This is a genomic window from Cyanobium sp. Maggiore-St4-Cus (assembly GCF_024345615.1).
GTDB lineage: Bacteria > Cyanobacteriota > Cyanobacteriia > PCC-6307 > Cyanobiaceae > Cyanobium_A > Cyanobium_A usitatum.
On record NZ_JAGQBL010000003.1, the window covers coordinates 124,282 to 149,713 of the forward strand.

General features: G+C 62.5%; 33 protein-coding genes and 1 pseudogene. 19 read left to right on the forward strand and 15 right to left on the reverse strand.

Annotated features, from left to right (window positions below; translation table 11 throughout):
- Positions 1–197 precede the first annotated feature (197 nt).
- Positions 198–1,838, reverse strand: a pseudogene (locus KBY99_RS03815) (IS3 family transposase).
- 124 nt (positions 1,839–1,962) lie between these two features.
- Here KBY99_RS03815 and KBY99_RS03820 point away from each other — a divergent pair.
- From KBY99_RS03820 to KBY99_RS03830, 3 genes are read left to right on the forward strand one after another with little or no spacing between them, the layout of a single operon-like run.
- Positions 1,963–2,181: a hypothetical protein gene (locus tag KBY99_RS03820; protein WP_254997439.1), complete on the forward strand. Its 219-nt coding sequence runs from the start codon at positions 1,963–1,965 to the stop codon at positions 2,179–2,181.
- A complete protein-coding gene (locus tag KBY99_RS03825) occupies positions 2,168–2,482 on the forward strand; it encodes a DUF1651 domain-containing protein (protein ID WP_254997442.1) in 315 nt (104 codons plus the stop codon). The genes KBY99_RS03820 and KBY99_RS03825 overlap by 14 nt, the downstream gene beginning before the upstream one ends.
- 56 nt (positions 2,483–2,538) lie before the next feature.
- Positions 2,539–2,766 (forward strand): hypothetical protein, encoded by a 228-nt coding sequence (locus tag KBY99_RS03830; protein WP_254997443.1) that lies wholly within the window; start codon positions 2,539–2,541, stop codon positions 2,764–2,766.
- Here the strand turns inward: KBY99_RS03830 and KBY99_RS03835 are convergent.
- Positions 2,744–3,820: a linear amide C-N hydrolase gene (locus tag KBY99_RS03835; RefSeq protein WP_254997444.1), complete on the reverse strand. Its 1,077-nt coding sequence runs from the start codon at positions 3,818–3,820 to the stop codon at positions 2,744–2,746. The two genes, KBY99_RS03830 and KBY99_RS03835, sit on opposite strands and share 23 nt — an antisense overlap.
- An 83-nt stretch (positions 3,821–3,903) precedes the next feature.
- Between KBY99_RS03835 and KBY99_RS03840 the strand changes: the two genes are divergently transcribed.
- Positions 3,904–4,146: a hypothetical protein gene (locus KBY99_RS03840; protein WP_254997445.1), complete on the forward strand. Its 243-nt coding sequence runs from the start codon at positions 3,904–3,906 to the stop codon at positions 4,144–4,146.
- 104 nt (positions 4,147–4,250) lie between these two features.
- On the opposite strand, the gene KBY99_RS03845 is transcribed toward KBY99_RS03840, so the two are convergent.
- The 3 genes from KBY99_RS03845 to KBY99_RS03855 all read right to left on the reverse strand — a co-directional run bounded on the left by KBY99_RS03845 (position 4,251) and on the right by KBY99_RS03855 (position 5,112).
- Positions 4,251–4,487, reverse strand: coding sequence for a chlorophyll a/b-binding protein (locus tag KBY99_RS03845; RefSeq protein WP_254997447.1), 237 nt, complete (start codon positions 4,485–4,487; stop codon positions 4,251–4,253).
- 143 nt (positions 4,488–4,630) lie between these two features.
- The gene (locus tag KBY99_RS03850; protein ID WP_254997450.1) at positions 4,631–4,774 is read right to left on the reverse strand and encodes a chlorophyll a/b-binding protein; all 144 of its coding nucleotides are present in this window, start codon (positions 4,772–4,774) and stop codon (positions 4,631–4,633) included.
- 104 nt (positions 4,775–4,878) lie between these two features.
- Positions 4,879–5,112: a hypothetical protein gene (locus tag KBY99_RS03855; RefSeq protein WP_254997451.1), complete on the reverse strand. Its 234-nt coding sequence runs from the start codon at positions 5,110–5,112 to the stop codon at positions 4,879–4,881.
- A gap of 313 nt (positions 5,113–5,425) precedes the next feature.
- Here KBY99_RS03855 and psbA point away from each other — a divergent pair, with 313 nt between their 5' ends.
- The 3 genes from psbA (at position 5,426) to KBY99_RS03870 (ending at position 7,663) form a co-directional block, all read left to right on the forward strand.
- Positions 5,426–6,505: a photosystem II q(b) protein gene (gene psbA, locus KBY99_RS03860; RefSeq protein ID WP_254997452.1), complete on the forward strand. Its 1,080-nt coding sequence runs from the start codon at positions 5,426–5,428 to the stop codon at positions 6,503–6,505.
- Between the two features lie 110 nt (positions 6,506–6,615).
- Positions 6,616–6,882 (forward strand): hypothetical protein, encoded by a 267-nt coding sequence (locus KBY99_RS03865; RefSeq protein WP_254997453.1) that lies wholly within the window; start codon positions 6,616–6,618, stop codon positions 6,880–6,882.
- A gap of 148 nt (positions 6,883–7,030) precedes the next feature.
- Positions 7,031–7,663, forward strand: coding sequence for a methyltransferase family protein (locus KBY99_RS03870; protein WP_254997455.1), 633 nt, complete (start codon positions 7,031–7,033; stop codon positions 7,661–7,663).
- 83 nt (positions 7,664–7,746) lie between these two features.
- Here KBY99_RS03870 and KBY99_RS03875 read toward each other — a convergent pair whose 3' ends face one another.
- The 6 genes from KBY99_RS03875 to KBY99_RS03900 form a co-directional block, all read right to left on the reverse strand.
- On the reverse strand, positions 7,747–7,965 hold the full coding sequence (locus KBY99_RS03875) for a hypothetical protein (protein ID WP_254997456.1): 219 nt from the start codon (positions 7,963–7,965) through the stop codon (positions 7,747–7,749).
- 58 nt (positions 7,966–8,023) lie between these two features.
- Positions 8,024–8,617 carry a MarC family protein gene (locus tag KBY99_RS03880; RefSeq protein ID WP_254997457.1) on the reverse strand — a complete coding sequence of 198 codons (594 nt, stop codon included), beginning with the start codon at positions 8,615–8,617 and terminating at the stop codon, positions 8,024–8,026.
- A complete protein-coding gene (locus tag KBY99_RS03885) occupies positions 8,614–8,796 on the reverse strand; it encodes a hypothetical protein (protein WP_254997458.1) in 183 nt (60 codons plus the stop codon). Before KBY99_RS03885 ends, KBY99_RS03880 begins: the two co-directional genes overlap by 4 nt.
- A gap of 111 nt (positions 8,797–8,907) precedes the next feature.
- A complete protein-coding gene (locus tag KBY99_RS03890) occupies positions 8,908–9,747 on the reverse strand; it encodes an alpha/beta fold hydrolase (RefSeq protein ID WP_254997459.1) in 840 nt (279 codons plus the stop codon).
- Positions 9,748–9,769: 22 nt separating this feature from the next.
- Positions 9,770–10,483, reverse strand: a complete 714-nt coding sequence (locus KBY99_RS03895) for a lysophospholipid acyltransferase family protein (RefSeq protein ID WP_254997460.1) — start codon at positions 10,481–10,483, stop codon at positions 9,770–9,772.
- Between the two features lie 228 nt (positions 10,484–10,711).
- Positions 10,712–10,975: a hypothetical protein gene (locus KBY99_RS03900; protein WP_254942691.1), complete on the reverse strand. Its 264-nt coding sequence runs from the start codon at positions 10,973–10,975 to the stop codon at positions 10,712–10,714.
- Positions 10,976–11,147: 172 nt separating this feature from the next.
- Here KBY99_RS03900 and KBY99_RS03905 point away from each other — a divergent pair, with 172 nt between their 5' ends.
- From KBY99_RS03905 to KBY99_RS03925, 5 genes are all read left to right on the forward strand, one after another.
- Complete coding sequence (locus KBY99_RS03905) at positions 11,148–11,822, forward strand: DoxX family protein (protein WP_254942692.1); 675 nt, start codon at positions 11,148–11,150, stop codon at positions 11,820–11,822.
- Positions 11,823–11,987: 165 nt separating this feature from the next.
- The gene (locus KBY99_RS03910; RefSeq protein ID WP_254997461.1) at positions 11,988–12,680 is read left to right on the forward strand and encodes a hypothetical protein; all 693 of its coding nucleotides are present in this window, start codon (positions 11,988–11,990) and stop codon (positions 12,678–12,680) included.
- 609 nt (positions 12,681–13,289) lie between these two features.
- Positions 13,290–14,579 (forward strand): cytochrome P450, encoded by a 1,290-nt coding sequence (locus tag KBY99_RS03915; protein WP_396123177.1) that lies wholly within the window; start codon positions 13,290–13,292, stop codon positions 14,577–14,579.
- A 226-nt stretch (positions 14,580–14,805) separates the two neighbouring features.
- Positions 14,806–15,030, forward strand: a complete 225-nt coding sequence (locus KBY99_RS03920) for a hypothetical protein (RefSeq protein ID WP_254931581.1) — start codon at positions 14,806–14,808, stop codon at positions 15,028–15,030.
- A 99-nt stretch (positions 15,031–15,129) separates the two neighbouring features.
- Complete coding sequence (locus tag KBY99_RS03925) at positions 15,130–15,345, forward strand: hypothetical protein (protein ID WP_254997463.1); 216 nt, start codon at positions 15,130–15,132, stop codon at positions 15,343–15,345.
- Positions 15,346–15,473: 128 nt separating this feature from the next.
- On the opposite strand, the gene KBY99_RS03930 is transcribed toward KBY99_RS03925, so the two are convergent.
- From KBY99_RS03930 to KBY99_RS03940, 3 genes are read right to left on the reverse strand one after another with little or no spacing between them, the layout of a single operon-like run.
- A complete protein-coding gene (locus tag KBY99_RS03930; RefSeq protein ID WP_254942695.1) occupies positions 15,474–16,547 on the reverse strand; it encodes a DMT family transporter in 1,074 nt (357 codons plus the stop codon).
- Positions 16,544–19,654, reverse strand: a complete 3,111-nt coding sequence (locus KBY99_RS03935) for an efflux RND transporter permease subunit (RefSeq protein ID WP_254942696.1) — start codon at positions 19,652–19,654, stop codon at positions 16,544–16,546. Before KBY99_RS03935 ends, KBY99_RS03930 begins: the two co-directional genes overlap by 4 nt.
- Before the next feature lie 41 nt (positions 19,655–19,695).
- Positions 19,696–20,274 carry a hypothetical protein gene (locus KBY99_RS03940; RefSeq protein WP_254942697.1) on the reverse strand — a complete coding sequence of 193 codons (579 nt, stop codon included), beginning with the start codon at positions 20,272–20,274 and terminating at the stop codon, positions 19,696–19,698.
- Between the two features lie 120 nt (positions 20,275–20,394).
- On the opposite strand from KBY99_RS03940, the gene rppA reads away from it, so the two are divergent.
- From rppA to KBY99_RS03955, 3 genes are all read left to right on the forward strand, one after another.
- A complete protein-coding gene (gene rppA / locus KBY99_RS03945; RefSeq protein ID WP_254942703.1) occupies positions 20,395–21,099 on the forward strand; it encodes a two-component system response regulator RppA in 705 nt (234 codons plus the stop codon).
- On the forward strand, positions 21,096–22,511 hold the full coding sequence (locus tag KBY99_RS03950; RefSeq protein WP_254997465.1) for a sensor histidine kinase: 1,416 nt from the start codon (positions 21,096–21,098) through the stop codon (positions 22,509–22,511). The genes rppA and KBY99_RS03950 overlap by 4 nt, the downstream gene beginning before the upstream one ends.
- A 346-nt stretch (positions 22,512–22,857) precedes the next feature.
- Complete coding sequence (locus KBY99_RS03955; RefSeq protein WP_254942700.1) at positions 22,858–23,433, forward strand: DUF305 domain-containing protein; 576 nt, start codon at positions 22,858–22,860, stop codon at positions 23,431–23,433.
- Here the strand turns inward: KBY99_RS03955 and KBY99_RS03960 are convergent.
- The gene (locus KBY99_RS03960) at positions 23,422–23,805 is read right to left on the reverse strand and encodes a MerR family transcriptional regulator (protein ID WP_254997466.1); all 384 of its coding nucleotides are present in this window, start codon (positions 23,803–23,805) and stop codon (positions 23,422–23,424) included. The genes KBY99_RS03955 and KBY99_RS03960 overlap by 12 nt on opposite strands.
- A 64-nt stretch (positions 23,806–23,869) precedes the next feature.
- Between KBY99_RS03960 and KBY99_RS03965 the strand changes: the two genes are divergently transcribed.
- The 4 genes from KBY99_RS03965 to KBY99_RS03980 are packed head-to-tail and all read left to right on the forward strand — an operon-like array spanning position 23,870 to position 25,424.
- The gene (locus KBY99_RS03965; RefSeq protein WP_254997468.1) at positions 23,870–24,583 is read left to right on the forward strand and encodes a DUF305 domain-containing protein; all 714 of its coding nucleotides are present in this window, start codon (positions 23,870–23,872) and stop codon (positions 24,581–24,583) included.
- A 46-nt stretch (positions 24,584–24,629) separates the two neighbouring features.
- A complete protein-coding gene (locus tag KBY99_RS03970; protein ID WP_254997470.1) occupies positions 24,630–24,854 on the forward strand; it encodes a DUF3721 domain-containing protein in 225 nt (74 codons plus the stop codon).
- Positions 24,854–25,126 (forward strand): DUF3721 domain-containing protein, encoded by a 273-nt coding sequence (locus tag KBY99_RS03975; protein WP_254997472.1) that lies wholly within the window; start codon positions 24,854–24,856, stop codon positions 25,124–25,126. The genes KBY99_RS03970 and KBY99_RS03975 overlap by 1 nt, the downstream gene beginning before the upstream one ends.
- Positions 25,086–25,424, forward strand: coding sequence for a hypothetical protein (locus tag KBY99_RS03980; protein WP_254997473.1), 339 nt, complete (start codon positions 25,086–25,088; stop codon positions 25,422–25,424). The genes KBY99_RS03975 and KBY99_RS03980 overlap by 41 nt, the downstream gene beginning before the upstream one ends.
- The last annotated feature ends 8 nt before the right edge of the window (positions 25,425–25,432 follow it).

Below are 25,432 nucleotides of genomic sequence, written 5' to 3' on the forward strand. Positions count from 1 at the left end.
CCTCCCTTCCTGAAGCAACCATTGTCATCTCCAATTCTCATTATCCAATTCACAGGGGCCTCTTTGCATTAATAGATCAGCTGACCGGCAGTGCAGTTAGCTGGATGTGTTGGGAACCTCCTTCTGCGGCGACCTCCCGGTGGGGCTGACCATCGGTGCGGTGTCTTTCAGGAAAGATGTCACTCCTGGGCTGCCACTCAGGCTGCCTGGATTAATGGTAGCTCCAGGACTGGATCGGGCTCTTCTGGTGGCTTGTTGATCCACACTTCTGCTGGTTGACGCCAGCAACGGGTGGTGCGGCTCCAGCGTGTTGGATGGGCCCTGCGGGCGCCCTCGTAGACATCAGCGCGCTGCCTGCAAATGGCCTTGGCAGATCCGTTGTGGCGCTGGTCGGGCGTCACGAATTTGATCGCGCTGTGGCGGTGCCGGTGGTTGTACCAGTCGACAAAGGCACACACCCACTGGCAGGCGTCGTGCTTGCTGGCAAATGGCCGGCTGGGGTAGTCGGGACGGTATTTGACCGTACGGAACAGGGATTCCGAGTAGGGGTTGTCGTTGGAAACCCTTGGCCTGGAGAAGGATCTGAGCACCCCCATCTCCTCGAGCCGTGATTCCAGCGTGGCAGCGCGCATGGCATTGCCGTTGTCGGCGTGGAGGATTAGGGGCTGCTGCTGGCACTGGCGGCTGCCAAAACCGCTGGGGCGGTGGTAGCGCTCCTTGAGGCAGGCCCGCTGCACCAGATCCGCTGCGATCTGAGCCGACTCAACCTCGGCCACATCCCAGGCCACCACCTTGCGGCTCCAGACATCGACCACCAGGTAGAGGTAGAGCCACACACCGCGCACCGTGGTGGGCAGGTAGGTGATGTCCCAGCTCCACACCTGGTTTGGGCCATCCGCCCTGAGGCGCGGCACCGAACGCGGCTCCTGAGGCAGCCTGGCCCTCCCCCGGCGGTTGCACTGACCCGCCTGGTGCAGCACCCGATAAAAGCTGCTCTCTGAGCCAATAAAAAGCTTTTGATCGGACAGTGCCGGCACGATCTGCCCTGGCGGCAGCGCGGCGTACTCCGGCTGGTTGCACGTCAGCAGGATTCGTTGGCGCTCTTCCTCGCTCAGGCGGTGACCCACCAGGCGAGCACTGCCTTTACGGCGATCCACGCCGTCCCCATCACCCAGGAAGGCCTTCCGCCAGCGTTTGAGGGTGCGCAGGCAGATGCCGATCACACCGCAGGCCCTCACCAGGCCGGCGCCCGCAGCATTGGCCTCCCCGATCAGCTCGATCACCTTCCGCCGGTGCAAGGCGCTGGTCAGCCTTCCGCGTCCTCCGAACAGAAGGCATCCCACTTTTTTTGCAGCACCAGCAAAGCCGCCATCTCCGCCATGGCCTTCTCCTTGCGCTGCAGCTCCTTTCTGAGGGCTTTGATCTCCCGCTGGTCCTGGGCGCGGAGCTTCTCGAGCTCCTTCTGTTCGGCCATCGTCAGCACAGGCTTGGCGTTGGCATCCTGGGCCGCCTGCCGCCAGCGGCTCACCTGCTCCGGGAAGAGCCCCCGCTCCCGGCAGTAGGCGCTGAGCTCAGTGGCGTACTGCTTCGCAGAAGCCTTGCGGCTACAACCCAGCCGTCTCCAGCACCACCGTGAACTTGTCGGCAGCACTCCAGCCTTCTGGTTCCTTCTCGGATGCCGGCACCACCTCTCCCTGCAACCGCCAGGTCTTCCTCCATTTGTAGAGGGTGATCACGTGGATGCCCAGCTCTTCTGAAATCCGGGCAACGCTCTGCCGCTGCGGTGGGCTCATTCGCCTTCTCACATCAGCCTTGACGGCCTCGCTGTATCGGCGCATTGGTCATGTCCTCAAGCCCCCGGATGTACGAATGAAGGGGGTGACATCTTTCCTGAAACCGGGGGCATCGCCAATTGACGGTTTACAGGGACAAATAAACTACTTTTAGTATCCCAGAGTTTTTATGGCCAAACACATCCGCAAGCGAGAGCGTCCTATGACCATGGAGGAGTGGCGAAACTCCCCCGAGAGTGCTCGCAACAACCCCAAGCTCACCCCCGAACAGGCTCAGTGCATCCTCGACGAGGCTATAGAAGGCGGTCAAATTTGGGATGTTCAGGAGAAAATCAACGCCCGCCGCAAAGCCGAGCAGGCAGCAGAGTGTGGTGATGTCCAGGACTGAGGTAGCCGACCGCAGCCCAATGCAGGTTCGTGACCGCGAGCGGTCGCCTCTCTCGCCCAAGGAGGGCTGGATCAGCGATGGCCGCCAAGTGCTGCACTTCCAGCCGCGGCGCTACGACCGTTGGAGCCAGAGCCTGGAGGTGACTTTTGGAGAGGTGATGCCCGGCGGGGAGCCACCGCTGCTGAAACATCGCAGGGAGCTGATGCGAGATGAGGCGGTCAAGCTCTGGGCCCAGAAGCGGCAGCAGGGCTGGCGGGCTTGTGGGCCGCAGTGGAGTCCGCCGAAACCGCCACGAGCCTGAACAACCCTCTGCGTCGTGTTCACCCCGCCAGCATGGGGTGACCTCATACTTTTGCCGTGCTTCTGAACCCGTTTTGTACATTCAGCACGGCCAAGGTGCTTGCCCTCAAGCCCACCGTGCTGCTGCTGTTTCAGACCTTGGGTTCCTGGCCGTCAGCGGTGGGTGTGTGCTCGCAGCTGGGGGGGGGCAGCACTGGTGAATCACCAACAGCGCCGGGAGGCATCGGACTGAGGCTGCCGCTGGCGATTCCTATCGCCTCCCTTACTTGGGAGCAAGGAACGTGATGGTCGCTGCTGGTTTCAGTTGGCGGGTCACATTGCCCTGCAGAGCGTCATTGCCTTCAATCTGAACGGCGCGCACGCCACTGCCAGGCGCCAGATCGATCTGGTTGAGATTCACCCACACCATTTGCGGCGAGAGGGCTGAGTCGAAGTAGTACACCCGGTTTTTCTGATCGATCAGGGTGCGCCACCAGGTGGGCGAGATGTTCGGGTGCTCCGGATCCGGAGTGCCCCAGGGCACGGAGATGTTGCGCATCACGCTCATCACCCCGGCCAGGGCCTGGCGGGGATCGCTGGTGGGCGGCAGCTGTTCGTTGTAGTAGGAGCCGCGAACGAAGCGATCCGGCGACTGGATTGAGCCCGGCAGCTCATGGGTGCGGTCCTTGGTGCTCCAGAAAGCGTTGAGTTTGAGCTGCTCGCTGTACACCGGGCTGTTGGTCATCACCTGGTACTGGCTGCCGTGGTGAATCACAGGTTTGCCCTTGAGGTATTCGATCACGGCGGAATCGCCACTTGCATCGGAGACGGCCATGTGCACGGTCGCCTTGGCCTTGCCACCGGGGCCGAAGGGCACTGGCACGATCTGGATCTGATCGGCCTTCACGGCCTGCACCAGCTCCTTCACCGTGGCGTACTGGCTGAGCAGATATTGCGTCCAGGCGGCAAAAGAGAGGCGGGGGCGGCCAGCGGGTGCCGTCGCCAGGCCGAAATCGTTCTCAGCCAGATAGAGCAGGTTGGCGGCGAGCCCGCGCTCGTTGACGCCGTCGAACACCGCGTCGATGGCGCCACCGGGTTCGGTGCTGCCACTCACCACCACCGAGCCGTGACGGCTGGTCCAGCTCAGGGAGTTCACACCGCCGGCTCCGTTAAGCCGTTCGCCGCGGGGGATCACATAAAAGTGGGAGTTGAAGCCATAGGGCCAGTCCATCGAACGTCCTGTGATCACCTGTTGGTTTGGGCCGAGCCAGGTGACGCGGGAGCAGGCCAGAGCTGCTGGGCCGGCGGCGGTGAGGCAGAGGGCGGAAACGGCGGCAGCTGCCGTGAGGCGATTCGGCATGGGGCCAAAGAATTTCTGCCCCAAAGTTTGGCTGTGATTTCTAGTCCTTGCCACAGACGGTGGCAGCAAGGGTTTTCAGCCGGATGGACCAATCGTGGAAACAGCTGCCCAGTCGCTGCCGTGTCTGTGTTTCCGCTGCTGGTGGCCGTGAAGCTCCTACTACTCGCCGGCACCGCCGCCCTGGCACTTCACCCCAGGTGCGGCTCATTCCCATCCTCAGAGACGCCAACCTGAGCGGCCTGGCCTGGCACATCCGCAGCATCACCGCCCTGGCGATTGCCTTTGTGGTGGTGGGCGGACTCATTCGCCTGGGTGGGCTGGACTGACTCGCTCAATCCCCACAACAGAGCCCGGAGCGTTGGCCCCGGGCATTTGCCTGCTCATCCGTGGTGCCTTCTCGAGGGGGTCGGGCGAAGCTTTTGAAGAAGGCTCAGAAACAGAACGGCAGGAACTGGGTGCGGCAGGCGGCGTAGCCATCCACCAAGGCGCCGAGGCCGATCTGGTGGGCGATGCCAAAGCCGGTGAGACCTTCCACCACGATGCCGATCACGATGCCGAGCATGGCGGCACGTCCGTTAAACAGTTCAGCTCGCTTGAGCTGGGCCACGAGGGTCAGCTGTTCTGGGCTGTTGTTGAGCAGCTGTTCGTTGGCGGGGGTGTTGGTCATGGGGATCTCCTGGGGGGTGTGAAACGAAGCGGAAGCCCTCTGGCGTCAGTCGGCGATATTGGGCTGCAGCACTAGGGCACTGATCAGCCAGACACCAAACAGCAGGAGGGTGATGGCGGTGTAGGAGTCGGTACCCATGGAGATCAACCGAGCCCGATTTGGGAAAGGATGCCCTGGCCGGTGAGCAGCTCGGTGCCTAGGCCGATCACAAAGCCGAGCATGGCCAGGCGGCCATTCCAGGTTTCGGCGAAGGCGACGAAACCGAAGCGGGGAGTGGGGTCAGCCATGAGTGTTGCGGTTTGTTGCCAGAATTGTAACGCAATGTGACTGCTTTGGGCGCTGTCGCGGCTGAGGGCTGCGAATCCGTGGGCAGCAGCCCTTCTCTTTCCACTCAATCGGCCTGGCGGAAGGCCTTCACTGCGATGACCGCCGGAGTAGAGGCCCCGAAGCCACCGTCTTGATCCAGTCCGGAGATCAGCTGGCTCCCCATGCCTGCATCAAAGGAAAAGTGACCCGGCCCGTTGAAGCGCAGGACAAGGCTTTCTCCTAGGTGGAGCACTACCAGTTCCAGCAGGTAGATGTTCAGGCCAGCCGTGAGGATCTGCTGGTGGGCCGCCTTGGCCATCGCGCCGGCCAGGGCCAGGGCGCCCAGAGGCGTGAAGGCCCCAGGATCACCAGCCAGCAGCAGAACCAGCTTGGGGATGTCGATGGTCGATTGGGCGATGGACCTTTGCAGCGACCGCCGGATAGGGCGTGATTAGCCGGGCTTATCGGTGCCATCAGCTTTGCTGTCGTCCAATTGAGCCTCTGGATTGGGTGGCAATTGTGAACTGGTGTTACGTTTAGATGAGCGAGCGGATTCCCGCCCCGCATCTACTTACTGCTTTCCTGCAAAGCCTTTCGGCTGAGTCAGGCAAGCCCTTCCCCAAACCGTTCTCATGACAACCACTATTCAGCAGCGCCAAGGCGCTTCTGCGTGGAACCAGTTCTGCGACTGGGTCACCTCCACCAACAACCGCCTCTACGTGGGCTGGTTCGGTGTGCTGATGATCCCCTGCCTCCTGGCTGCCACCATCTGCTTCATCGTTGCCTTCATCGCTGCTCCCCCCGTCGACATCGACGGCATCCGTGAGCCCGTAGCTGGCTCCCTGATGTACGGCAACAACATCATCTCCGGTGCTGTTGTTCCTTCCAGCAACGCCATCGGCCTGCACTTCTATCCCATCTGGGAAGCCGCCAGCCTCGATGAGTGGCTCTACAACGGTGGTCCTTTCCAGCTGGTGGTCTTCCACTTCCTGATCGGCATCTACGCCTACATGGGACGCGAGTGGGAGCTTTCCTACCGCTTGGGCATGCGCCCCTGGATCTGCGTCGCCTACAGCGCTCCTGTGGCTGCAGCATCTGCTGTGTTCCTGGTGTATCCCTTCGGTCAAGGCTCCTTCTCGGACGCCATGCCCCTTGGCATCTCCGGCACCTTCAACTACATGTTGGTGTTCCAGGCTGAGCACAACATCCTGATGCACCCCTTCCACATGCTGGGAGTGGCTGGTGTCTTCGGGGGCAGCCTGTTCTCCGCCATGCACGGTTCACTGGTTACCTCTTCGCTGGTTCGTGAAACCACCGAGAGCGAGAGCCAGAACTACGGCTACAAGTTTGGCCAAGAGGAAGAGACCTACAACATCGTGGCTGCTCACGGCTACTTCGGTCGCCTGATCTTCCAATACGCCTCCTTCAACAACAGCCGCAGCCTCCACTTCTTCCTGGCTGCCTGGCCCGTGGTTGGCATCTGGTTCACCGCTCTTGGCGTGAGCACGATGGCCTTCAACCTGAACGGTTTCAACTTCAACCAGTCGATCCTCGACGGCCAAGGCCGTGTGGTGAACACCTGGGCCGATGTGCTGAACCGCGCTGGTCTGGGCATGGAAGTGATGCACGAGCGCAACGCTCACAACTTCCCGCTTGACCTGGCTGCTGCTACTGCCACCCCCGTGGCACTGACCGCCCCTGTAATCGGTTGATAGTCAACAGCCCAGCTACGGCTGGGCAATAACGGAATCTCAAAAGCTCCCTATCAGTAGGGGGCTTTTTTATTGGCTGGGGGCCCTACCTCGATCTATCACCCGCCACGATGGGACAAGCTCTTACTCTCGCCGTGCTTTTCAATCCCTTCTGCCTGTTCACTACAGCCCAGGTATTGGCTCTTAAAGGCACCGTGCTGTTGCTGCTCACCCTGCTGATCAAGGCCAGAATTCAAATCGTGGCTGGTTCGGCGCTCGGAATCTTCCTGCTGCTGCTCCAGACCCTGGTACTTCTGGCCATCAGCGGTGGGCTACTTCTGGCGGGCGGTGGCGCTGCGTTTGTCGCCGTACAGCAGCGGCGGTCCGCACAAGCCTGATCGCCAGCCATGGCGATTGAAGTCGCCTCGGGGCCGGAGCCGGTGATGCAGCAGGTGCTCGCCGCTGAGGATGGCGTGGCAAGCACAGCCACGGCGGCCCTGGCCCAACTGGCAGCGCCGGTAGGGTGACGCCAACAAGGATGTGTTGATGGGCTGGAGCCAACTCACGGCGATCAACACCGCCAAGGCACTCACGATTGTGCTGCTGCTGGTGCTGGCGGCAGTGATCGGGGTGCAGGACATGCGCCAGGTGCTCTACCTCAGCCTGCACATCAGCTACTGCCTCTGGTGGCTGCTGGAGCAGTGGCTGTTTCCCGAGCGGGCCCGCCAACTGTTCAACGAGCGCGTAGGGGTGGTGAGCTTTGGCTTCGCCCTGCTTTTCATCGGCGTGCTCTACAGCCTGCCGGGGCTGCTGGCCTTTCTCAATCCCGTGCCTATATCCCAGGCCGCCGTGGCCCTGGCACTGGTGCTATTCAGCTTCGGCAGCCTGATCAACGCCAGCGCCGATGCGCAGAAAACCACCGCTAAAGCGATGGGTGCTGGCCTGGTGAGCGATGGCATCTGGCGGCGCGTGCGCCATGTGAACTACCTGGGCGATCTGCTGCGCTACCTCAGCTTCGCGGTGGTGGCCGGCAATATCTGGGCCTACCTCGTGCCGGCTCTGGTGCTGCTGATCTACCTGCAGCGCATCGGCCAGAAGGAAAAGCAGATGGCAGCGAAATACCCTGAATTCAGCGCCTGGCAGCAGCGCAGCGCCAGGCTGCTGCCAGGCCTTTGGTGAGCCCAGGGACCAGCAAACCCCGGCTCTCAGCCGATCTGCCCTGCGTGCCCGTAATGCCCTTGTGCTGTGGGCGCAGCAGAGTTTCAGGACTCGTTCAACAGGCTCAGCGCTTCCATCACCTGAAGGCGGATGCCGCCCAGCCGGCTCCAGGCCCGTACCGCATCCTTTCTGCTCTGGTAGGGGCGCCAGTCGTCCTCAGCGATGCGGCGCTGGAAATGGGCTGCCACACGCAGGGCAACGGCGACATCGCTTCGCCTTGCCAATCGCAGCGTTGTCCCCTCGATCACCACATCAGCAGGCATGGCGTTGGGTAGCGATCAGGAACTGGCCAGGCTCATTCTCTGCCCCACCCAGCCCCCCTCAAGCCAGGATCGGGAAACAGCCCTTCAGCCCATTCACCAGAATCTGAACCGCTACCGCAGTGATCAACAGACCCATCAAGCGCTGCAGCACCCGTTCGCGGGTCTGACCCAGCCAGCCCCGCAGCCTCGGCGTGAGCTGCAGGAACAGGTAGAGCCCCACAGCCATGGCGCCGATCACCAGGCTCACCAGCAGTCGCCCGCTCCAGGCGTCGGGAGCTTCCGCAACCACCAGTGAGATCGTGCCGGGGCCTGCCATTAACGGCACCCCGATCGGCACAATCGCCGCTGCCGGGTCATCCGCCAAGGGGCTTGCCAGCAGCGCCGGACGCCCCTCCAGCAGCCTCAACCCCAACGGCAGCAGGATCAGGCCACCAGCAATCCGGAAGGCCGGCAGGCTGATCCCGAATAACCCAAGCAGGCCCGAACCCCACCAGCAGGCCACCAGCAACACAGCCAGGTAGGTGAGCACCGCCAGACGACTGATGCGCCGCAGGCGGGAATCGCTGCCGGCACCGGCTTGACCCACAACGCTGAGCAACCCCAACGGGTCGCTCAGCGCCAGCAGACCCACCGCCAGCGTGGACAGGCTCATGGCGATGGCGGGGTAATGCCCAGCGCCTGGGCGCCAAAGTGCCGCGTCATGTCGGTCTGCAGATGCCAGGCCGACAGCAGGGTTTTGGCGATTCGCTTGAGCTCGGCAAGGTCGTTGCAGGCATCGATGGCTCGTGCCTGAGTCTCAACGGCGAACTGGCGGCTGAGAGCGCGATCCACGGTCTTAATGCAATGTTGCAAAATGTTAAGCACTTGCAACGCGAGGCGCGGCCGGTTTCCCGCAAGGTTCCACCTGCCTGTGTCGCAGGCTTCACCCATGCAATCGGGCTACTAGAGGGCTGCAGCCGCCACGGCTGGCGCGCCTAGTGGCAACGTGGACGCCGGCAGATCAGAAAACAGATCCTGCGACTTGAGGATGGCAGACAAATTGAGTTGATTCTCCAAAAGGCAGACATGCCCACTATCCGGAAGCTGAACGATTGTGGTTTCTGGAAGAAAGCGTGCCAATCGCTTCGCTTCGCGTTGAGAGGGCAGGAGTCGATCCGCTTCTGAGGCCAGGATTAAAACAGGCTGACGTACGCGATCCAGGGGCAGATCCTCCAGGCGGAACTGTTTAAGCAATGCCAATCTCCAGGCAGCGCTTTGAGGCCTCACAGCCTGCATGGCGGCCAGCAGCTGATGCCGCCTGGGCCTGCTGACCCGATGGGATGCAATCAGCAGATTGCACAGACTGAAGGTGGAAAGCTGGTAAATCGGCGTGGGCAGCAGCTGAGTCAAAGAGCTGCAGGCACCGATCCAGGGTTGACGCTGCGCTGAGGTGGCGGGATTGACCAGAATCAGTTGGTCACACAGCTTCGGAAAGCGTGTGATCAATCTCAACGCCAAACAACCACCAAACGATTCACCACAAACTGTGGTCTTTCGCCCAGGATGCCGTTGCTGCTCCATCTGGATCAGTGCGGCGACATGCTCGGTCAATTCTTCCCATCCTCTGAGGTCGTCTGGAGGAATAGACAAGCAACGAATGTCAAAGCCAGTGCTGAGTCCAGCAACCTGTGGTTGCAGCAACGCACCACTGCCGTCCATGCCCGGCAAAAAGACAAACAGCGGTCGTGATGCCGTTACAGGTGTACAAGCAAGGAGCCGCAAAAACGTCGGGGTGGCGATCATGATCAAGGAGTACTAATAAGCATCAGCGGGCCAACAATTCAGCGATCTGGCTCCAACAGGCTTGGGTGAGCTCTCGCGCTGTAGTAGCTCCGCCGCTACCTCGATACCGAGATTTCCAACTCTCGTCGATCAGTAGAGGATGGCCAAAGAGAACATCAACATGCCGATAGAGGATTGCAGAATGCCAGCCATCGCGTTGAAACAGTGCTTCTGATGGATCAAAGCGCCGAAACAAGGCAAGCGGAGCAAGCTTTCCCCGTTTTTCCTCCCTTGAAGCAATGGCAATCGGCAGGATCGCAAGGCCATCCACCGGCACCCTCAGGGCTAAATGGGCAAAACCCCTGTAGAACGGGCTGAGCTGCTGAGGGGCGTTGACCTTCACCATCGGATCCGCACCCTCAGGAAACACGCCCACCACCTGATTGGCTTGCAGAAACGTGGCCGACTGCCGGAAGAACGATGCCTGCCTTCTCTGATCTGCCTCGAGCGAAAAGGCGCCCATCAAGGCAATTGCCTGCTGCAGTAGCGGCACTTGACTCATGTAATAGTGACAGGCGAATCGCACAGGGCGGCCGATCGCCGTCATCAGCAGTGGAGCATCCAGCAGGCTGCGATGGTTGCTGACAATTAGAAGTTTGTTTTTGGTAGGTATTCTCTCAAGATTATGCAACGAAACTGATATTCCAGCGGCATCCAGCATGCTGCGAGACAGTTGCAAAGGGATGGGCTGTTTCATGCCTGCTGTCTTGCCACTCACAGAGATGTGATCCGAGTGTTTATGCTGCATCTTCCTATTTCAAGAACAATTTATATATCCACGCTGCAAATAGTCTTAAGCTAAAAAGGGCCTGTGCAAGCTTCAATTCTGGCGGCTAGCCGCACAATTGAGCCGTTTGGCTTTCAGCGCTGATGGGCGGGCGATCCAGCCGGAACAACTGGAAATGCCCCTCCTGTCGACTTGTCGTCAGGCAGAAAGGGCCAGGGAGGATCGGCGCCTTGGCCCGAGCGGCTCGGTCCACTCGTTCAGCACCTGGAGCTGCAGATGTGGCTGCGGTGCGACCCGGCAGCCCAGCTGGATCTCCCCTTGATCGAGCAGGCGGCCCAGCCGCTGCATCGCGGCCTGCTCAGTCCTGGCGAAGTGATCTTGCTGGCTCAGCAGCCAGTCGATCTCCGATTGGGTGATAACCCCGGAGCTCAGGCTCTCAAGGAACAGCTCGCCAGTGGTCATCGGTTTGTAACGAACTAGTTACATCCTGGCGGCCTGGCGGAGCCTCCGTGAGGCCTGGGGCACCGAGTCGCCGCCCGGAAGCTCTGCCATTACAGGGCTGGGATGGATGTCCGCGGCGCTTCACGTTCCTTAATGAAGCTTGCCATGATTTTTGAAAACGACCTCCCGCCCCATGTCCACGTACACCCTGCTCGAACTGTTCGGCGGCTTCATGGCCGCCTGTGTCGCCCTTTGGTTCATCTCGATGAACAGGTTCGTCGCGATTGACATTCCTGCCTCCAGGTCTGCACCTCTGGCTGGGCTAGTAGCAGCAGTGGCGCCTGCCGTCCGCGCCTACCTGCAGCGCCCAGGTTTGCTGGCTTCCGTCGGTCTGCTGCTGCTGCGCCTGAGCATCGGCGGACTGATGATTCACCACGGCCAAGAGAAGCTCGCCGATCCCCAGCAGTTCGCCAACACCTATGTGGCCTCGCTGCACCTGCCCTTCCCGCTGTTCTTCGCCTACGCCGCCGGCTTCTCGGAGCTGATCGGCAGCTGGCTGGTGATTCTCGGCCTGCTTACGCCCGTGGGTGCCTTGGCCCTCAGCGGCACGATGACGGTGGCGGCCTATCAGCACATCTCCACTGCCGGATTCAACATCTATGTGCTTGAGCTGGTGGTCCTCTATCTTGGCGGCAGCCTCGCCCTGCTGTTCAACGGCCCCGGTCGCTTCTCCTTCGATGCCGGCATCGTGCCGGTCGTGCTCGACGACCTCAGCGCGACCAATGACTTTGAGCCTGCTTTCTCCTCACTGGACGCTGGCGAGCTGCGCGCCATCCCGGTGACCGTCAACTCCAACGCCCGCGGATGAGCGGGCGTGTTGCTTTTGCCTTCTTCCTCTTGACTCACCTCCCTCGATCAACAGGGACCGAGTCGGTAGGGGCAAATTGCTGGAAGCATCCTTGGCTTTTGCTTGCTCCCTGCAACGTTTGATTATTTGGCTAACCAGCTATTGCCCTCACTCCCGGCTATCGCCATGAACCCACCGCTGATCTTTGTGGTGGCCCCTGCACCACAGCTGCCTGATTCCACCTCGACTCTTGAGGTTCTGCAGCAAGCGCAGGCCGCAGGGCCCTCCACTGGTTTCGCTCTGCGGATCTTCAACCGGGGCGCTGAGCATCCCGATCTGGGGCTGCTTCCCCTCGATGGTCGTCTTACCGGGGAGCAACGCCGCAGCAGTGATGGCACTCAGTTGCTCTGCGCCGCCCTAGTGGTTCGGATCGAACCCCGGCACCACTGGCTCGGTGTCTACCAGGGCGATCCGGAGGACCCAACCTGCCTGCGGTGCCTCGATCGCGTGGCGCTCAGCGAGCTGAGCAACGCCACCTGCTGGTTTTACCCCACCCACGACGGCACCTTCCTGAGCTGGGAGCGTGGCCTGCACCTCACCTTGAAGCCGGGCTCGATCGTCGATTGTCCTGAGGAGCTGAGTTCTGCGCCCTACGACCGCAGCCTGATCTCCGTGCTCTGGAGCCTGCTGGGCGACGACGCCAGTCTCACCTGTGTAGGGCTCACCTACGGCGGCCAACGCCTTGTATTGCCGACGGAAGCGCTTAGCTCCGACCCCATGGCGACCTGGGGACGGTTCAGGGTCGACAACCAGGCCGAGCACAGCCTTGTGGTGGAGGACTGCCTAACGGTCTTCCCAGCTCCGCCGTTAGCGGCCTGATGCCTCCGGGCCGCCCAGTGACCAACAGATCGATCAGCGCAGGCTGCTGTATGCCTATCACTTGCCTGAAATGGAGCACCGACGGCGAACTTTCAGCTTTTAATCTCCACTTAGTCCTAGGCCGATTGGCGCTGGTCGATCGGCATGTCGCCGCGATTTGGGGGATCAATCTGGATCTCGAACCCCTGTCCTTCGATCAGCTGAACGCCATTGTCAGGTGCGGATCAGCCCAAGCCCCATCACCCGCAAATCCTGGCTGGCCCGCGCTGCAGGGATCGCTGCCTCTCGCCGGGCCTCCGCTGCCGTGAAGGATTGCAGCGTTAGCAGGCCGGAATGACTGCGGGCCTTAAGGATTGCTTTAGGTTTTGGCCGTGCTGGAGCTGCCGGTGGTCCAATCCTTTTCGCTTCTCGCTGCCACCGGTCTGGCAGGACTGGCCTTGGTGAGCCTCTCCATCGTCTTACTCTTCTGAGCAACCTGTTGTTCTGAGCCGCTGCATGCGGCTGTGGCGGCGCGGTGCGGGCTGTGATCCGACATCCTTGGCGCTATTACAGCAGCCTTTGGTGCCCCTCGATCCCGCCACCCTCCAGCCCCTGCCGAGCACGCCAGCGCTGAGCGGAGTGCTCGAGACCCTTGCCTTCTTTCGCGATCCTGATTTCGCCCGCTCCCGCTTCGAGCGCTACGGGGATGTGTACGAAACCAGCCTGCTGGGGCAACGGACCGTATTCATTCGCGGCGGTCAGGCGATCGGCGACCTGTTTGCCCAGGGCGATGCGGTTCAGGGCTGGTGGCCCGACAGTGTGCGTGAGCTGCTGGGGCCCCTGTCGTTGGCGAACCGCAACGGCGCCGACCACAAAGCCCGCCGCCGGGTGGTGGGCCAGCTGTTCGCCTCTGCTGCCCTCAAGCGCTACAGCCCGACGATCGTGGCGCTGGTCAAAGAGCTCAGCCAGGAGCTGCTCGCTTCAGACGCGCCGGTGGCCCTGGTGCCAAAGCTGCGGCGTTTTGCCTTCAGCGTGATTGCGAGCACGGTGCTGGGGCTTGACCCCATCGATCGCGAAGCCCTGTTCGTGGATTTTGAAACCTGGTGCCAGGGTCTCTTCTCACTTCCCCTGGCGTTGCCCGGCAGCCCCTACGCCCGTGCCCGCCAAGCCCGCCAACGTCTGCTCAAGCGCCTAGGCGCTGTGCTCAAGAAGGCGCAGGCCGCCATGGCTTCTGGAGCACCCATCGCCGCTGGCGGCCTTGATCTGCTGGCCGGTGGCCTGGATGAAGCCGGTCTCCCCTTGGGCGACGACGACGTGGCGGAGCAGCTTCTGCTGCTGCTGTTTGCCGGCTACGAAACCACCGCCTCCGCCCTGAGCTGTCTGCTTCTGACCCTGCTGCAACACCCAGCCGAGCTGGACTGGCTAAGGGAGGAACTCGACGTCTTGCCGTGGCCGCCTGAGGAGGGGGCGGCTGGGAGCGTCACCGACGCCACGCGGGCGCCGCGGCTCGATGCGGTCGTGAAGGAGGTGATGCGGCTGACCCCGCCGGTGGGTGGTTTCTTCCGCCGCACCCGGGAGCCGATTGCCCTGGCGGGTGTACTGGTACCAGCCGATCGGGTGGTGCAGGTGAGCATCGCTGCCAGCCAGCGCCATGGGGCCGATACGGAGGATCTGGCAATCTTCCGGCCGCAGCGACATTTGGACGGTGACACCACGGTTACCTTGCTGCCGTATGGAGGTGGTGAGCGGGTGTGCCTGGGCAAGGCGCTTGCGGAGCTGGAGATCCGGCTGCTGGCGGTGGGGCTGCTCAAACAGGTGACCTTGGCGCTGGAGGCGGATCAGGACCTGACGCTCAGGGTCATTCCTAGCCCCTCGCCGACGGATGGCCTGCTAGTTCGCGCTCGTTCCACAGCCAGCTAAGCCTCCAGCCTCATCAGCACAGGGGACTCGGATGGGAACCGTGCTGCTTCTCAAGCCCCTCTGCCGATTTTCCGCAGCCACATCGGCGGGGACTGCAGGCCAGGCGCTGCTGCGAGTCTCCGCTGTTCAGTTCAAAACTTGAGGGATTGGATTCATGGGATTGCGGCAAAGTGGCCAGCAGTTAACAATTCTTTGCACTAGGTTTACGGCAAGAGCTTTCCACCCCTTGAACGACCTCCTGGCTGCTGTCTACCTGATCTTCTTTGCGCTCATCGCCGGTGGAGCTTTTGCCTTGATGAGTCAGAACCTACGCGGCTCCGCTTCTCTTGCATCCCAAAGAAGTGGCGGCAAGCCAAGGCGCCATCCCGAGGCTCCCGAGCCCGGTGACGAGGTCCTCTACGTCGACTTCAGCCGGGAGCGGCTGGAGGAGCTTTATCAACAGGCGTCGTAAGCCATCAGCTCACTACAAAACTCCTGCAGCCGATCCGGCGCTAGGGCGGCAGCGCTAGAGGCAATCAACTAGCAGCACCTCGCTGTGGAGCTGGTGAGGTTGAATCACATCCACCGGCGCACGGCCCATGTGTTCCGGACCGAGCTGTCGGTGCCGCTAAAGCAGCTGCAGCTGCTGGAGGGCCAAGACATGGCCCTCGTCAGCGCTGAGGAATTGTTGGTTGGAGCAATCTGGATCGACCGCCTGGGCTGCCATCGACCACTGACCGATGGATTGTTGGAGGTGATGCAGCACGTGCTCACCAGACAGGGGTAAATACAGCAAAGCCCAGTGCGTTGGCCCCGGGCATTTGCCTGCTCAGCCGTGATGCCAGATCCTGGCTTCGACAAAAAAAGGACACAACCAAATCTTGCCGCGATTGAAGGTCACGTCCGACTCTGAGTTCAGTGCCGATGCCGATGGTGGGCGTCGCTCACGTGCGGATGGCCATGCTCCAGCTCCCGATGGCGGTGCTCATGGGCATGCCAGAAGGGGTGCTCGCTGGGCAGACCCTTCAACTCTTCCGGGGTGTGATCGTGCTCGTGGTGAGGATCGCCACTGCTGGGATCGTGGCGATGGCGATGGGCATGAAGCAGCGGTTCGTGGCGATGCCTGTGGCTGTGCTGCTCGAGCAGCAGCAGCACCACTCCGGAGCCCATCAGCCCCGTCGCCAGCAGCAAGGGTGCGGAGAGGGATTCCCGCAGAACGACAACCGAAAACAGTGCCCCTACGAACGGAGCGGTGGAGAACAGCACGGCTTCACGGGCGGCTCCTAGGTCGCGTAGGGCCAGAAGATCCAGCCAGATCGAGATGCCGTAGCCCAGGGCGCCGATGCCAAGCAGCGCCAGGGTGAGCGGCAGTGGCGGGAAGGCATGCCCCAGCAGCAAGGCCAACACCAGCATGGGCAGTGACGCCCCCGCCGCCTTGGCGGTGGCGATCTGGATGGGATCGCGCAGGCTCAGGCGCTGGCTGAGGTTGTTGTCGATGCCCCAGGCGAGGGTGGCCAGGGCGAGCAGGGCGCCGCCGAGGGCATTGGCTCCGCTGAGTGATCCCTGCGAAAGCACCACAGCACCAACGATCGTGAGAAGAGCCGAAGCCAGGCCCCGTCGGCCCAGGTGCTCACGCCCCAGCAGCACGGCGATGGCCAGGGTGAACACGGACTCGAGGTTGAGCAGCAGCGAACTGGTGGCAGCCGGCAAGCGGGCCAAACCCAGCACGAGCGCGACTGGACCCACCACGCCACCCAGCAAGGTGAGCGCGGCAAGGGCCGGCCAGTCTTCACGGCGGATCGGGGTTTCCGCCCGGTTACCGCGAACCAACCGCACCGCCAGCAAGCCCAGGGTGGCGCCGGCGTAGAGCAGCCCGGCGATGCTCAGGGCCGAGCCCGAGCCGGTGAGGGTGCTGATCAGCGGCGCGCTGCAGCCGAACAGCACGGCTGCACCGAGGCCGGCTAACTGCCCTGGACGCTCTGTTCTCATGCTTCAGAGATAGCCCTGGGCAGCAACCAGCGGCCGAAACGGGCGTAGAGCGCAGGGAGAACCAACAGGGTCAGCAGGGTGGAGGTAATCAGACCACCCAGCACCACGATCGCCAGGGGCTGCAGGATCTCGTTTCCGGCCCCAAAGGCCAAAGCCAGGGGCAGCGTGCCGAGGGCAGAGGTGAGGGCCGTCATCAAGATCGCATTGAGGCGCTGCAGGCTGCCAGCGCGGATCACCTCCTTGAGCTCCATGCCTTCCGCATGGCGGCGGTTGTAGTTGTCAACCAGCAGCAGGCCATTGCGGACCGCCACACCGAACAGGGTGATGAAGCCGATCAAGGAGGCCACCGAGAGAACCCCTCCGGTGAGCAGGATGGCCACCAGACCCCCGACTAGAGCCAGCGGCAGGTTGATCAGGATCGCGAGCGTGGCCGGTAGTGATTTCACTGCCACGAACATCAATACGGCGATCACAACCATGGCCAACAGGCTGTAGAGCAGCAGGTTGGTGGTGGCCCGCTCCTCCGACTCAAACTGGCCGCCGTAGCGGATCAGATAGCCGCTTGGCAGTTTGATCTTGCTGTCGATGGTGTTCTGAATGTCGGCGACAACCGTGCCCAGCGGCCGACCACTGACGTTGGTGGACACCACGATCAACCGCGATACGTCCTCCCGGTTGACCACATTGGCGCCCAGGCCGTAGTCGATGCGGGCCAGGCTTCCCAGCGGCAGCATGGTGCCTGCGGGGGTAGCGATCGGTAGAGCTCGCAGGGCATCGAGATTGTTGCGGGAGTCTTCGGGGAGCATCACCACCACATCGGTGCGGTCGGTGCCGTCGCTCACCACCTGGCCCACCGTCTTGCCGTTCAGGGCGATCTCCACCGCATCGGCGAGCTGCTGCATCGTCAGCCCGTTGGCCGTGGCGGCCTTGCGATCGAAGGCAATCTGCACCTGCTGGATCGGCAACTGGGGTTCGAGCTGCAGATCCACCACTCCCTGGATCGGCTCAATCGCATCGCGCACCTGCTCGCCGATCCTGCGCAGCTCCGCCAGATCGGGGCCGTAGATCTTGATGGCGATCGCACTGCGGACTCCTGAGAGCACCTCATCCATCCGGTGGGAGATGAAACCGCCGATGTTCGGAGCCACTCCGGGCAGCTTCAGGAAGGCGTTGCGTAGTTCGGCAATGGCAGTAGGGCGATCCTTCATCGCCTCGTCGCTCAATTCCACATCCACATGGGCCAGGTTCACGCCTGCTCCATCGGCATCACCAGGGGCCCGGCCGGTTCGCACCTGCACCCACTCGAACAAAGGGCTGGCCTTGAGGGTGTTGGACAACGCCAGCCCAGCGCGGTTGGTCATCTCCAAGGACACTCCGGGATAGAGCACCATCGAGTTCACCAAAGATTTCTCACGAAACTCCGGTAGAAACACCCGCCCGAGGCTCGGCAAGATGGCACAGGCCACCACAACGAATGCCAGAGCAGCGGCCAGTACCCGCTTGGGCGACAGCAGCGAGAACTCCAGCAAGGGCCTGTAGGCCCGCTCCGCCCAGGTGGCCACCCAGGTGTTCTCGGCTGGAAGGCGTGTGTTCGCCAGCAGGATGGCGCAGAGCGCTGGCGTGAGCGTGAGCGCCACCAGGCTGGACGCCGCGATCGAGAACAGGTAGGCCAGACCCATCGGCGCAAAGATCCGCCCTTCCACTCCCGAGAGGCTGAAGATCGGGGCGAACACCACCACGATGATCACGGAGGACAGGAGCACCGGCTGGCGTACCTCCACGGAGGTTTCGAACACCACCTGCAGGGGATTTCTGGGCTGGGCGGCCACCTGGTTGCGGCGCAGCCCGGAGTAGCAGTTCTCCATGTCGACGATGGCGTCGTCGACCACCGAGCCGATCGCCACCACCAGACCACCGAGGGTCATGGTGTTGATCTCCAGCCCGAAGGCGCGCATCAACATCAGCCCGATCACGAGCGACAGGGGGATGGCGCTGAGGGTGATCACGGCGGTTCGCCAGTTCATCAGAAACAGCACCATCACCACGGACACGATCAGGATCCCTTCGATCAGGGACGCACTGACGTTCTTGATGGCCGTGTCAATGAAATTGGCCTGCCGGAAGGTGCGCGTCACCTCAATGTCACCCGGCAGAGTCTTGCTGAGGGCGGCGATCCGGGCCTCCACCTCACGGGTCACCCTTGGCGTGTCGATGTCGGGCTGTTTGTTGATCATCAGCACCACCGCCGGCTTGCCGTTGAAGCTGCCATCACCGCGCTTCAGGGCACTGGCCAGCCGCACCTCGGCAACATCACCGATCCGCAGCGCCTGGCCTTGGCTGTTGGTCACCACGGAATCAGCGAGATCCTCACGACTGCCCGCCTGGCCGCTGGCGCGGATCAGCTTCTCCTGCCCGCCGGCGATCAGAAAACCGCCCGGGGCATTGGCACTGGCGGCCGTTGCCGCCTCAGCCACGGCCTGCAACGACACCTGGCGGGCCTGAAGTCGCTGAGAATCGATCTGAATCTGCTGCTGGGCCTCCTCACCGCCATAAAGGGTCACCTGGGAGACACCGGGAACTTCCAGGATCTGGTTGTTGAAGGTGGTGGCGACGATCCGGCGCAACTGCATCGGCGTCGTGGGGCCGCCGCCCTCCAGGGTGAAGGCGTACTGCAGGATCGTGCCCAGGGGAGAGACGAGGGGTGAGATTGCCGGGGAGCTGGCTTGGGCAGGCAGCTCTGCCTCGATCTGTTGCAGGCGTTCCGCCACCGATTGCCGCGCCCGATTGATGTCGGCGCTCTGATCGAAGACCACCTGAACCATCGAGAGACCCACCTTCGAGGAGGAGCGCACCGTTTCCACACCCGGCAGGCCATTGACGGCCGATTCGATCGGCACGGTGATGCGCTGTTCCACCTCTTCTGGTGCCAGACCATCGGCTGTGGTCTGCACATCCACCTGGGGAGGGGCGAACTGGGGAAAGACATCCAGGGGCATCCGGCTGAGGATCGACAGGCCCCAAAGAGTGATCAGCACGGCGGCCACAACCACTAGCCAGCGCCTGGCGATGGACGTGCGCAGTGTCTGGTTGAGCAGGCGTTCCAGCATGGGAAAGGCTTGGGAGGCGGAGAGCGCGCAAGGATCGAGGGTTAGTTCTTCTTGCCAAGCCGGGAGACCACAACCCCAGCACCAAGGACGATCACCACAGCACCGGCCCCGATCACCAGGCGGTTGAGGCCTCCGGCGGCCGAGGGCGCGGCCGCGGCTGGGGTGGCTGGGGCATCAGAAGCAGCGGCAGGGGTTGCCCCGTTGGCGGCCACGGCGCTCTGGCTCTTTTTCGATTCGGCGTAGAGCGAGAGGGCTCCCTGGGTCACCACCTCGTCTCCAGGCGCGATACTGCCGTCGGTGATGGTGATCTGATCGCCTTGGCTGGCGCCGGTCTGGAGGAACACCGGGTCGTAGGTGGTGCCGCTTTTCACGAAGGCCAGGGGCTTGCCATCCGCATCCACCACCGCAGCGACCGGTATGGAGACCACGCCGCCGGCTTCCGTGGCAGGAGCGGTGGTGATCCCCAGCATGGAATCAATCTCGGCGCTGGCCTTCACCTGGCGCACGTTCCCCTGCTGCTGAAACTCATCGCCATGACCCACGTGGGCCACGGCCGGGCTTAACCCACCAAGGGCCAGGGTTCCGAGGCTGAGGCCGCCGGCCAGAAGAAGAGCGCGCATGCTGCTGCTGCCGCAGGGGCAGGACAAGAACCCGCGGAGGATGCCGGAGTTGCGATGAAAAACAGGTGAAATCGCCTGCGCTCCTTAGCATCTGCCGGCCAGGACCGAAACCTGATGCCGCTGCGCATCCTGCTGGTGGAAGACGAGGAGGATTTGGCCACCGCAATCCAGGCGGTGTTGCAGCGCCAGGGCCATGTGGTGGACCACTGCGCCGATGGACTAGCGGGCTGGACGTTGCTCAGCGGTGAGCTAGCTCGTTACGACCTGGCGATCGTCGACTGGATGCTGCCGGGGCTGACCGGCCCTGAGCTCTGCCGGCGCGCCCGCGGCTCAGGCCTCACACTGCCGCTGCTGCTCCTCACTGCCCGCGCCCAGACCTCCGATCGGGTGGAGGGCCTCGACGCCGGCGCCGACGACTATCTGAGCAAGCCCTTTGCCATAGAGGAGTTGCTGGCTCGCCTCCGGGCATTGCAACGTCGCCATCCGGGCTATCGCGAGCCCCTGCTGGAAGCTGGCCGCTACCGGCTTGATCCCGCCAAGGGCCAGCTGCTCGTGAGCACCAGCATCGGTGTTGTGTCCGTGGACCTCTCAGTCAAGGAGCAGCAGTTGATGGCCTATTTCCTGGAACACCCGGATCAGATCATCCCGGGATCACGCCTGCGCAATCAGCTCTGGGACTTACACCAGGACCCCGTGAGCAATGTGGTTGCCGCCCAGGTGCGACTGCTGCGGCGCAAGCTGGCGGGCCAGGGGCTGCCCTCGCCGATCGAAACGGTGCCATCCAAGGGCTACCGCTTCCATCCCCAGCTGCCGCCAGAGGCATGACCACGCCCCGTCCTATGGCGCCGACCCTGCTCTGGCGTGCACGGCTGCGGTTGGCAGGTCTGTCCTTGCTGGTGATGGGTGCCATCCTCTATGCATCCGGATTTGTGATGGCGCGGCTGCTGCTGCACGAGCAGGAAACGGCGATCAAGCGGGAGCTGCAAACCCTCGCCGGCACGCTGCACGACAGCCTCAAACCCACCTTGCCGCCGGTGCCCCAGCCCACGGCCGCCCTCAGCCTTGTGTTGCCAGGGTTGTGCGTGGTGGGCGAGCGGTGTGCGGAACCCGATCCGCTGGTGCAACGCCACGCGGTCAGCGCCACTGATCCTTCTCGCTTTCAGCTGCGGATCCTCAACCCCCGGGGCGCCTTGATCGCCACTTCGCCAGGGGCTCCTCAGTTGGGTTCTGGTGTGCCGCATACGGGTTTGCTGCAACACCAGGGGAGCGATGGGTCCAGGCAACTCACCTACACGATCCACCTGCACCGCTCCCATGGCAGCACCCAGCAGGACTGGGGCTACCTGCAGATCAGTCGCAGCCTGGTGGACCTCGATGCCGAGGCCCAACGGTTGTGGTGGTGGGGCCATGGGGTCTTCGTTCTGGCGATGGCTGGAATGGCACTGGCCAGCTGGTGGCTGGCGGGCCTGGCGATGGCTCCCCTGCTGGAGGCTTACCGCCGGCAGGAACAGTTCAGTGCCGATGTCGCCCATGAGCTGCGCACACCATTGGCCAATCTGCTGGCTCTCCTGGAGGCCGAACGGGATGCCCTGCACCGCTTGCCCGGGCAAGCTCCGGCAGGGCGGTTCAGCACTGGGCGGCCTGCGGCAGAAGCCCCTTCGGCGACGGGCCTGGATCGAATGCTTAACCAGGGCCGCCGGTTGCAACAACTGGTCGCCGATCTGCTGCTGCTCGCCAGCCTGGAGCAGCCCACCAACGGCAGCCACCGGCGACTCTGCAACCTCGCGGAGATCTGCGCGGATGTGTTGGAGGACTTCAGCGAAGCAGCCGCAGCAGCGGCGGTGACCCTGCAAGCGGCGATCGAGGTGGGCGACGCCACCGTTTTGGGGGTGGAATCGGAGCTGAGCCGCCTCCTGATCAACCTGCTAAGCAATGCCCTGCAGCACAGCCCGCCTGGCGGCACGGTCCTGGTGGGTCTGCAGCGACACGGCAGGGAGATCCAGTTGTTCGTGCAGGACAGCGGTTCTGGTATCCCAGCGGAGGCGCAGGGCCTGATCTTTGAGCGCTTCCATCGCCTCGATCCCGCCCGCAGCCGTCAGCAAGGGGGCACGGGATTGGGATTGGCGATCGCTCAGGCGATCACCCGACGCCATGGCGGGGTGATCCGCGTGGAGTCGACACCGGGACACGGCGCGACGTTTTCGCTGCGGCTTTCTGCTGTCAGGCGTTTGCCCTGATCCGGTACGGCCTCTCGGCTGACCAAGTGGCTCGATGCAGACACTTCAGCCTCATCAGCCCAAATGGAGCTCTGCGCCCCGTCCATCACCACTGCCAGCCTGCGTGGAGGCTCGGTTTCGCCAGCGGTCCTGAGTCTCTTGTGCTGCATCGGAGCGTCCTGCCGCCCAATCCGGCCAAAATGAAATCAGCAGCTCAAAGGAGGTGCCCATGGCTCGGTTTCTGAATCGTTGCGGCGCAGGCAGCCGAAGTTCGTTGAAAGCCATCGCCCAAGCGGCAGCAGCCTGGCTGGTTCTGGCGAGCTGCGTTCAGGCGGAATCCAGCGCCCCTAGTGCTGGATCCGGAACCTTGGCTCCATCCACCGCGATGCCCTCTGGTAGTGGCAGGGGCGGCATGCCGATGGGTCAACGTTCAGTCGATGCCCGTTTCATCGTGATGATGATCCCCCACCACGACGGGGCGATCGCGATGGCGGAGCTGGCCCTGCAGCGCTCCAAGCGACCGGAGATCCGCGCGCTGGCGGAGAAGATCCGCACCAGTCAGAGCCAGGAGAATTCCCAGATGCGTCAGTGGTATCGCCAGTGGTACGGAACTGACGTGCCTGCCTGGGGCATCGGGGCCGTGCACGGGATGGGGATGAGCCCTGGCATGGGCATGGGCGGTGGGATGGGTATGGGCTTGGGCATGCCCGGCATGGGCACCAGCTTGGAAGCCCTCAAGAGTGCGCCCGACTTCGATCGCACCTTCATCGAGCAGATGATTCCGCACCACCGCATGGGCGTGATGATGGCTTCTCACGCCGAAGGGAACACCCAACACCCGCAGCTGCGCGAGTTGAAGGCGGCGATGGTGCGGGTACAGAGCCAGGAGATCGAGCAAATGGCCCAGTGGTACCGGCAGTGGTTCGGTGGCTCAGGCAGCTGAGCCCTTGCGGCCGCCGCAGTCCTGCCAGCGGCTGAGCAGATCTTCGAGTTCGCTTTGCAGGTCGCGCAAGGCGGCGATCTTATGAACGATCTCACCTGCCTTGGTGCGGATCGTGTCCTGAAGTGTCGTGCAGGTGCACACTCCCGAGCGTCGCGACTCCAGGATCTGGAGTACGTCCTGCAGCGGGATGTCCATCGCTTTGAGGGTGCGGATCAGGGCCAGCTCCGCAAACACCTCATCGCCAAACAACCGGTAGCCGCCCTCACTACGGCTGATGGGATGGATCAGCTCTTCATCGCAGTAGAAGCGAATCGTCTTCACGGTGAGGCCGGAATGCCGAGCCACCTCACCGATCTTCATGGGGGCAGCCATCACCACTTGACTCTCCACCTACAGGAGGCTGCATCGTATAGATACGTCATCGCCAAGGCCCGCAATGCGATCGCCTCTTCTTGCCGCTGCGGCACTGGTTGCCCTTATGGCTCCAGTGGCCCAGGCGCAGATGGATCCCCATCAGCACCACCGGATGATGGCCCCGGCGCCATCGACTGGGGCGGCTCCGGTCGCAGCACCGATGGATCACAGCGCCCACAATCACGATGTAGGCCCGGCCGGCAGCACCTACGACCTGCGCTGGCTCGATGGCATGGTCCAGCACCACACCGGTGCCCTGCGGATGAGTGAGTTCGTCTTTGACATCGGTGTGCCGGGTGTGGGAGCACTCGGCAAGGACATTTGGCGCGATCAGGCCGAGGAGATCAAGGCCATGGGGCAATGGCGCAAGGCCTGGTACCCAGAGGCCCCGGTGTATCCGGTTGTGCTCAAGACAGGCGGGGATCCCAATGCCATGGCGGATCTCACTCGCATGAGCCCAGCTCAGATTCAGGCCATGCAGATGATGGCTTCAACGCCCACGCGCGAAAACAGGGTGACCTGGTTTCTGGAGGGGATGCTCCAGCACCACGGCGGCGCGCTGATAATGGCCCACGATGCGCTCAAGAAATCAACCAATCCCACCATTCTCCGCCTATCCCGCAACATCATCGTGGCCCAGCGTCGCGAGATCATTCAGCTGCGCAAGATGCTCCAGCACGATGGACTCAACAAGCCGGAGTATCACGCCTACGACAAGCTGTTTTCACTGAACTAAGGCATTTATCCGTAACCACCTGCTCTGTAATCTTCATTTCAAATCCATGAAACCAACGTTCTCTGCACTCGGCCTAATCGCACCTCTGGCCATCTTTGCGCTGGGCTTCGGTGCGGCCCATGCCCAGGCCAATGACATGTTCCCCACCAAGGCTGCCGCCGAGAAGCGGGCCAAGGAACTCAAGTGTTCAGGCGCCTTTGCTATGGGCAGTGAATGGATGCCCTGCAAGGATTTCGACGTCTATGAAAAAGCTGTAAAGAAGGAGTCGTAATGGGACGCCTGTTTCTTTCGTCGACCATGACAGCAATGCGGAGTCAGATCGCATCAGCCATGGGGAGCCTCGTGATGATCGGTGCTTTAGCAACCACGCCACTGCTTGTGGCCTCTGCCCAGGCCCACATGCGCGGCATGTATGCCACCAAGGCCGATGCTGAAAAGCGTGCGGCTGAGCTGAAGTGCAAGGGCACTTTCGCGATGGGCGCGATGTGGATGCCCTGTGCCAATGAGCGCGCACTTCATGATGCTCTCCAGAAGGCGCAGTGATCACGTTTTCATGATGAAGCATCTCAACCGTCGCTCCCGCAAGCTGCACCGCTTGGTGGTGCCCATTGCCGCTATTCCCTTGGCTCTGACATCGATGTCTGGAGCCATCTATGGAACCGTGCTCGCGATGAACATTGATGCACCTTGGCTGTTGCGACTGCACACCGGCAACTTCGGGGTCATCAATCTGCAGCCCATCTATTCACCATTGATCGGGGTGATGACACTGGTTCTGGTTGCCTCGGGGATCTCCTTGTTGGTTGGAAGTCGCAGAACCCCCAACTCGATTCAAAACTGAAAGAGCTG

Excerpts from the sequence above, each read along its gene's own strand:
- KBY99_RS03820 (WP_254997439.1), top strand. The coding sequence starts at position 1,963 with ATGGCCAAACACATCCGCAAGCGAGAGCGTCCTATGACCATGGAGGAG.
- KBY99_RS03825 (WP_254997442.1), top strand. The coding sequence starts at position 2,168 with ATGTCCAGGACTGAGGTAGCCGACCGCAGCCCAATGCAGGTTCGTGAC.
- KBY99_RS03835 (WP_254997444.1), bottom strand. The coding sequence starts at position 3,820 with ATGCCGAATCGCCTCACGGCAGCTGCCGCCGTTTCCGCCCTCTGCCTC.
- KBY99_RS03840 (WP_254997445.1), top strand. The coding sequence starts at position 3,904 with ATGGACCAATCGTGGAAACAGCTGCCCAGTCGCTGCCGTGTCTGTGTT.
- KBY99_RS03845 (WP_254997447.1), bottom strand. The coding sequence starts at position 4,487 with ATGACCAACACCCCCGCCAACGAACAGCTGCTCAACAACAGCCCAGAA.
- KBY99_RS03850 (WP_254997450.1), bottom strand. The coding sequence starts at position 4,774 with ATGGCTGACCCCACTCCCCGCTTCGGTTTCGTCGCCTTCGCCGAAACC.
- KBY99_RS03855 (WP_254997451.1), bottom strand. The coding sequence starts at position 5,112 with ATGGCCAAGGCGGCCCACCAGCAGATCCTCACGGCTGGCCTGAACATC.
- psbA (WP_254997452.1), top strand. The coding sequence starts at position 5,426 with ATGACAACCACTATTCAGCAGCGCCAAGGCGCTTCTGCGTGGAACCAG.
- KBY99_RS03865 (WP_254997453.1), top strand. The coding sequence starts at position 6,616 with ATGGGACAAGCTCTTACTCTCGCCGTGCTTTTCAATCCCTTCTGCCTG.
- KBY99_RS03870 (WP_254997455.1), top strand. The coding sequence starts at position 7,031 with ATGGGCTGGAGCCAACTCACGGCGATCAACACCGCCAAGGCACTCACG.
- KBY99_RS03875 (WP_254997456.1), bottom strand. The coding sequence starts at position 7,965 with ATGCCTGCTGATGTGGTGATCGAGGGGACAACGCTGCGATTGGCAAGG.
- KBY99_RS03880 (WP_254997457.1), bottom strand. The coding sequence starts at position 8,617 with ATGAGCCTGTCCACGCTGGCGGTGGGTCTGCTGGCGCTGAGCGACCCG.
- KBY99_RS03890 (WP_254997459.1), bottom strand. The coding sequence starts at position 9,747 with ATGATCGCCACCCCGACGTTTTTGCGGCTCCTTGCTTGTACACCTGTA.
- KBY99_RS03895 (WP_254997460.1), bottom strand. The coding sequence starts at position 10,483 with ATGAAACAGCCCATCCCTTTGCAACTGTCTCGCAGCATGCTGGATGCC.
- KBY99_RS03900 (WP_254942691.1), bottom strand. The coding sequence starts at position 10,975 with ATGACCACTGGCGAGCTGTTCCTTGAGAGCCTGAGCTCCGGGGTTATC.
- KBY99_RS03905 (WP_254942692.1), top strand. The coding sequence starts at position 11,148 with ATGTCCACGTACACCCTGCTCGAACTGTTCGGCGGCTTCATGGCCGCC.
- KBY99_RS03910 (WP_254997461.1), top strand. The coding sequence starts at position 11,988 with ATGAACCCACCGCTGATCTTTGTGGTGGCCCCTGCACCACAGCTGCCT.
- KBY99_RS03930 (WP_254942695.1), bottom strand. The coding sequence starts at position 16,547 with ATGAGAACAGAGCGTCCAGGGCAGTTAGCCGGCCTCGGTGCAGCCGTG.
- KBY99_RS03935 (WP_254942696.1), bottom strand. The coding sequence starts at position 19,654 with ATGCTGGAACGCCTGCTCAACCAGACACTGCGCACGTCCATCGCCAGG.
- KBY99_RS03940 (WP_254942697.1), bottom strand. The coding sequence starts at position 20,274 with ATGCGCGCTCTTCTTCTGGCCGGCGGCCTCAGCCTCGGAACCCTGGCC.
- KBY99_RS03950 (WP_254997465.1), top strand. The coding sequence starts at position 21,096 with ATGACCACGCCCCGTCCTATGGCGCCGACCCTGCTCTGGCGTGCACGG.
- KBY99_RS03960 (WP_254997466.1), bottom strand. The coding sequence starts at position 23,805 with ATGGCTGCCCCCATGAAGATCGGTGAGGTGGCTCGGCATTCCGGCCTC.
- KBY99_RS03965 (WP_254997468.1), top strand. The coding sequence starts at position 23,870 with ATGCGATCGCCTCTTCTTGCCGCTGCGGCACTGGTTGCCCTTATGGCT.
- KBY99_RS03970 (WP_254997470.1), top strand. The coding sequence starts at position 24,630 with ATGAAACCAACGTTCTCTGCACTCGGCCTAATCGCACCTCTGGCCATC.
- KBY99_RS03975 (WP_254997472.1), top strand. The coding sequence starts at position 24,854 with ATGGGACGCCTGTTTCTTTCGTCGACCATGACAGCAATGCGGAGTCAG.
- KBY99_RS03980 (WP_254997473.1), top strand. The coding sequence starts at position 25,086 with ATGAGCGCGCACTTCATGATGCTCTCCAGAAGGCGCAGTGATCACGTT.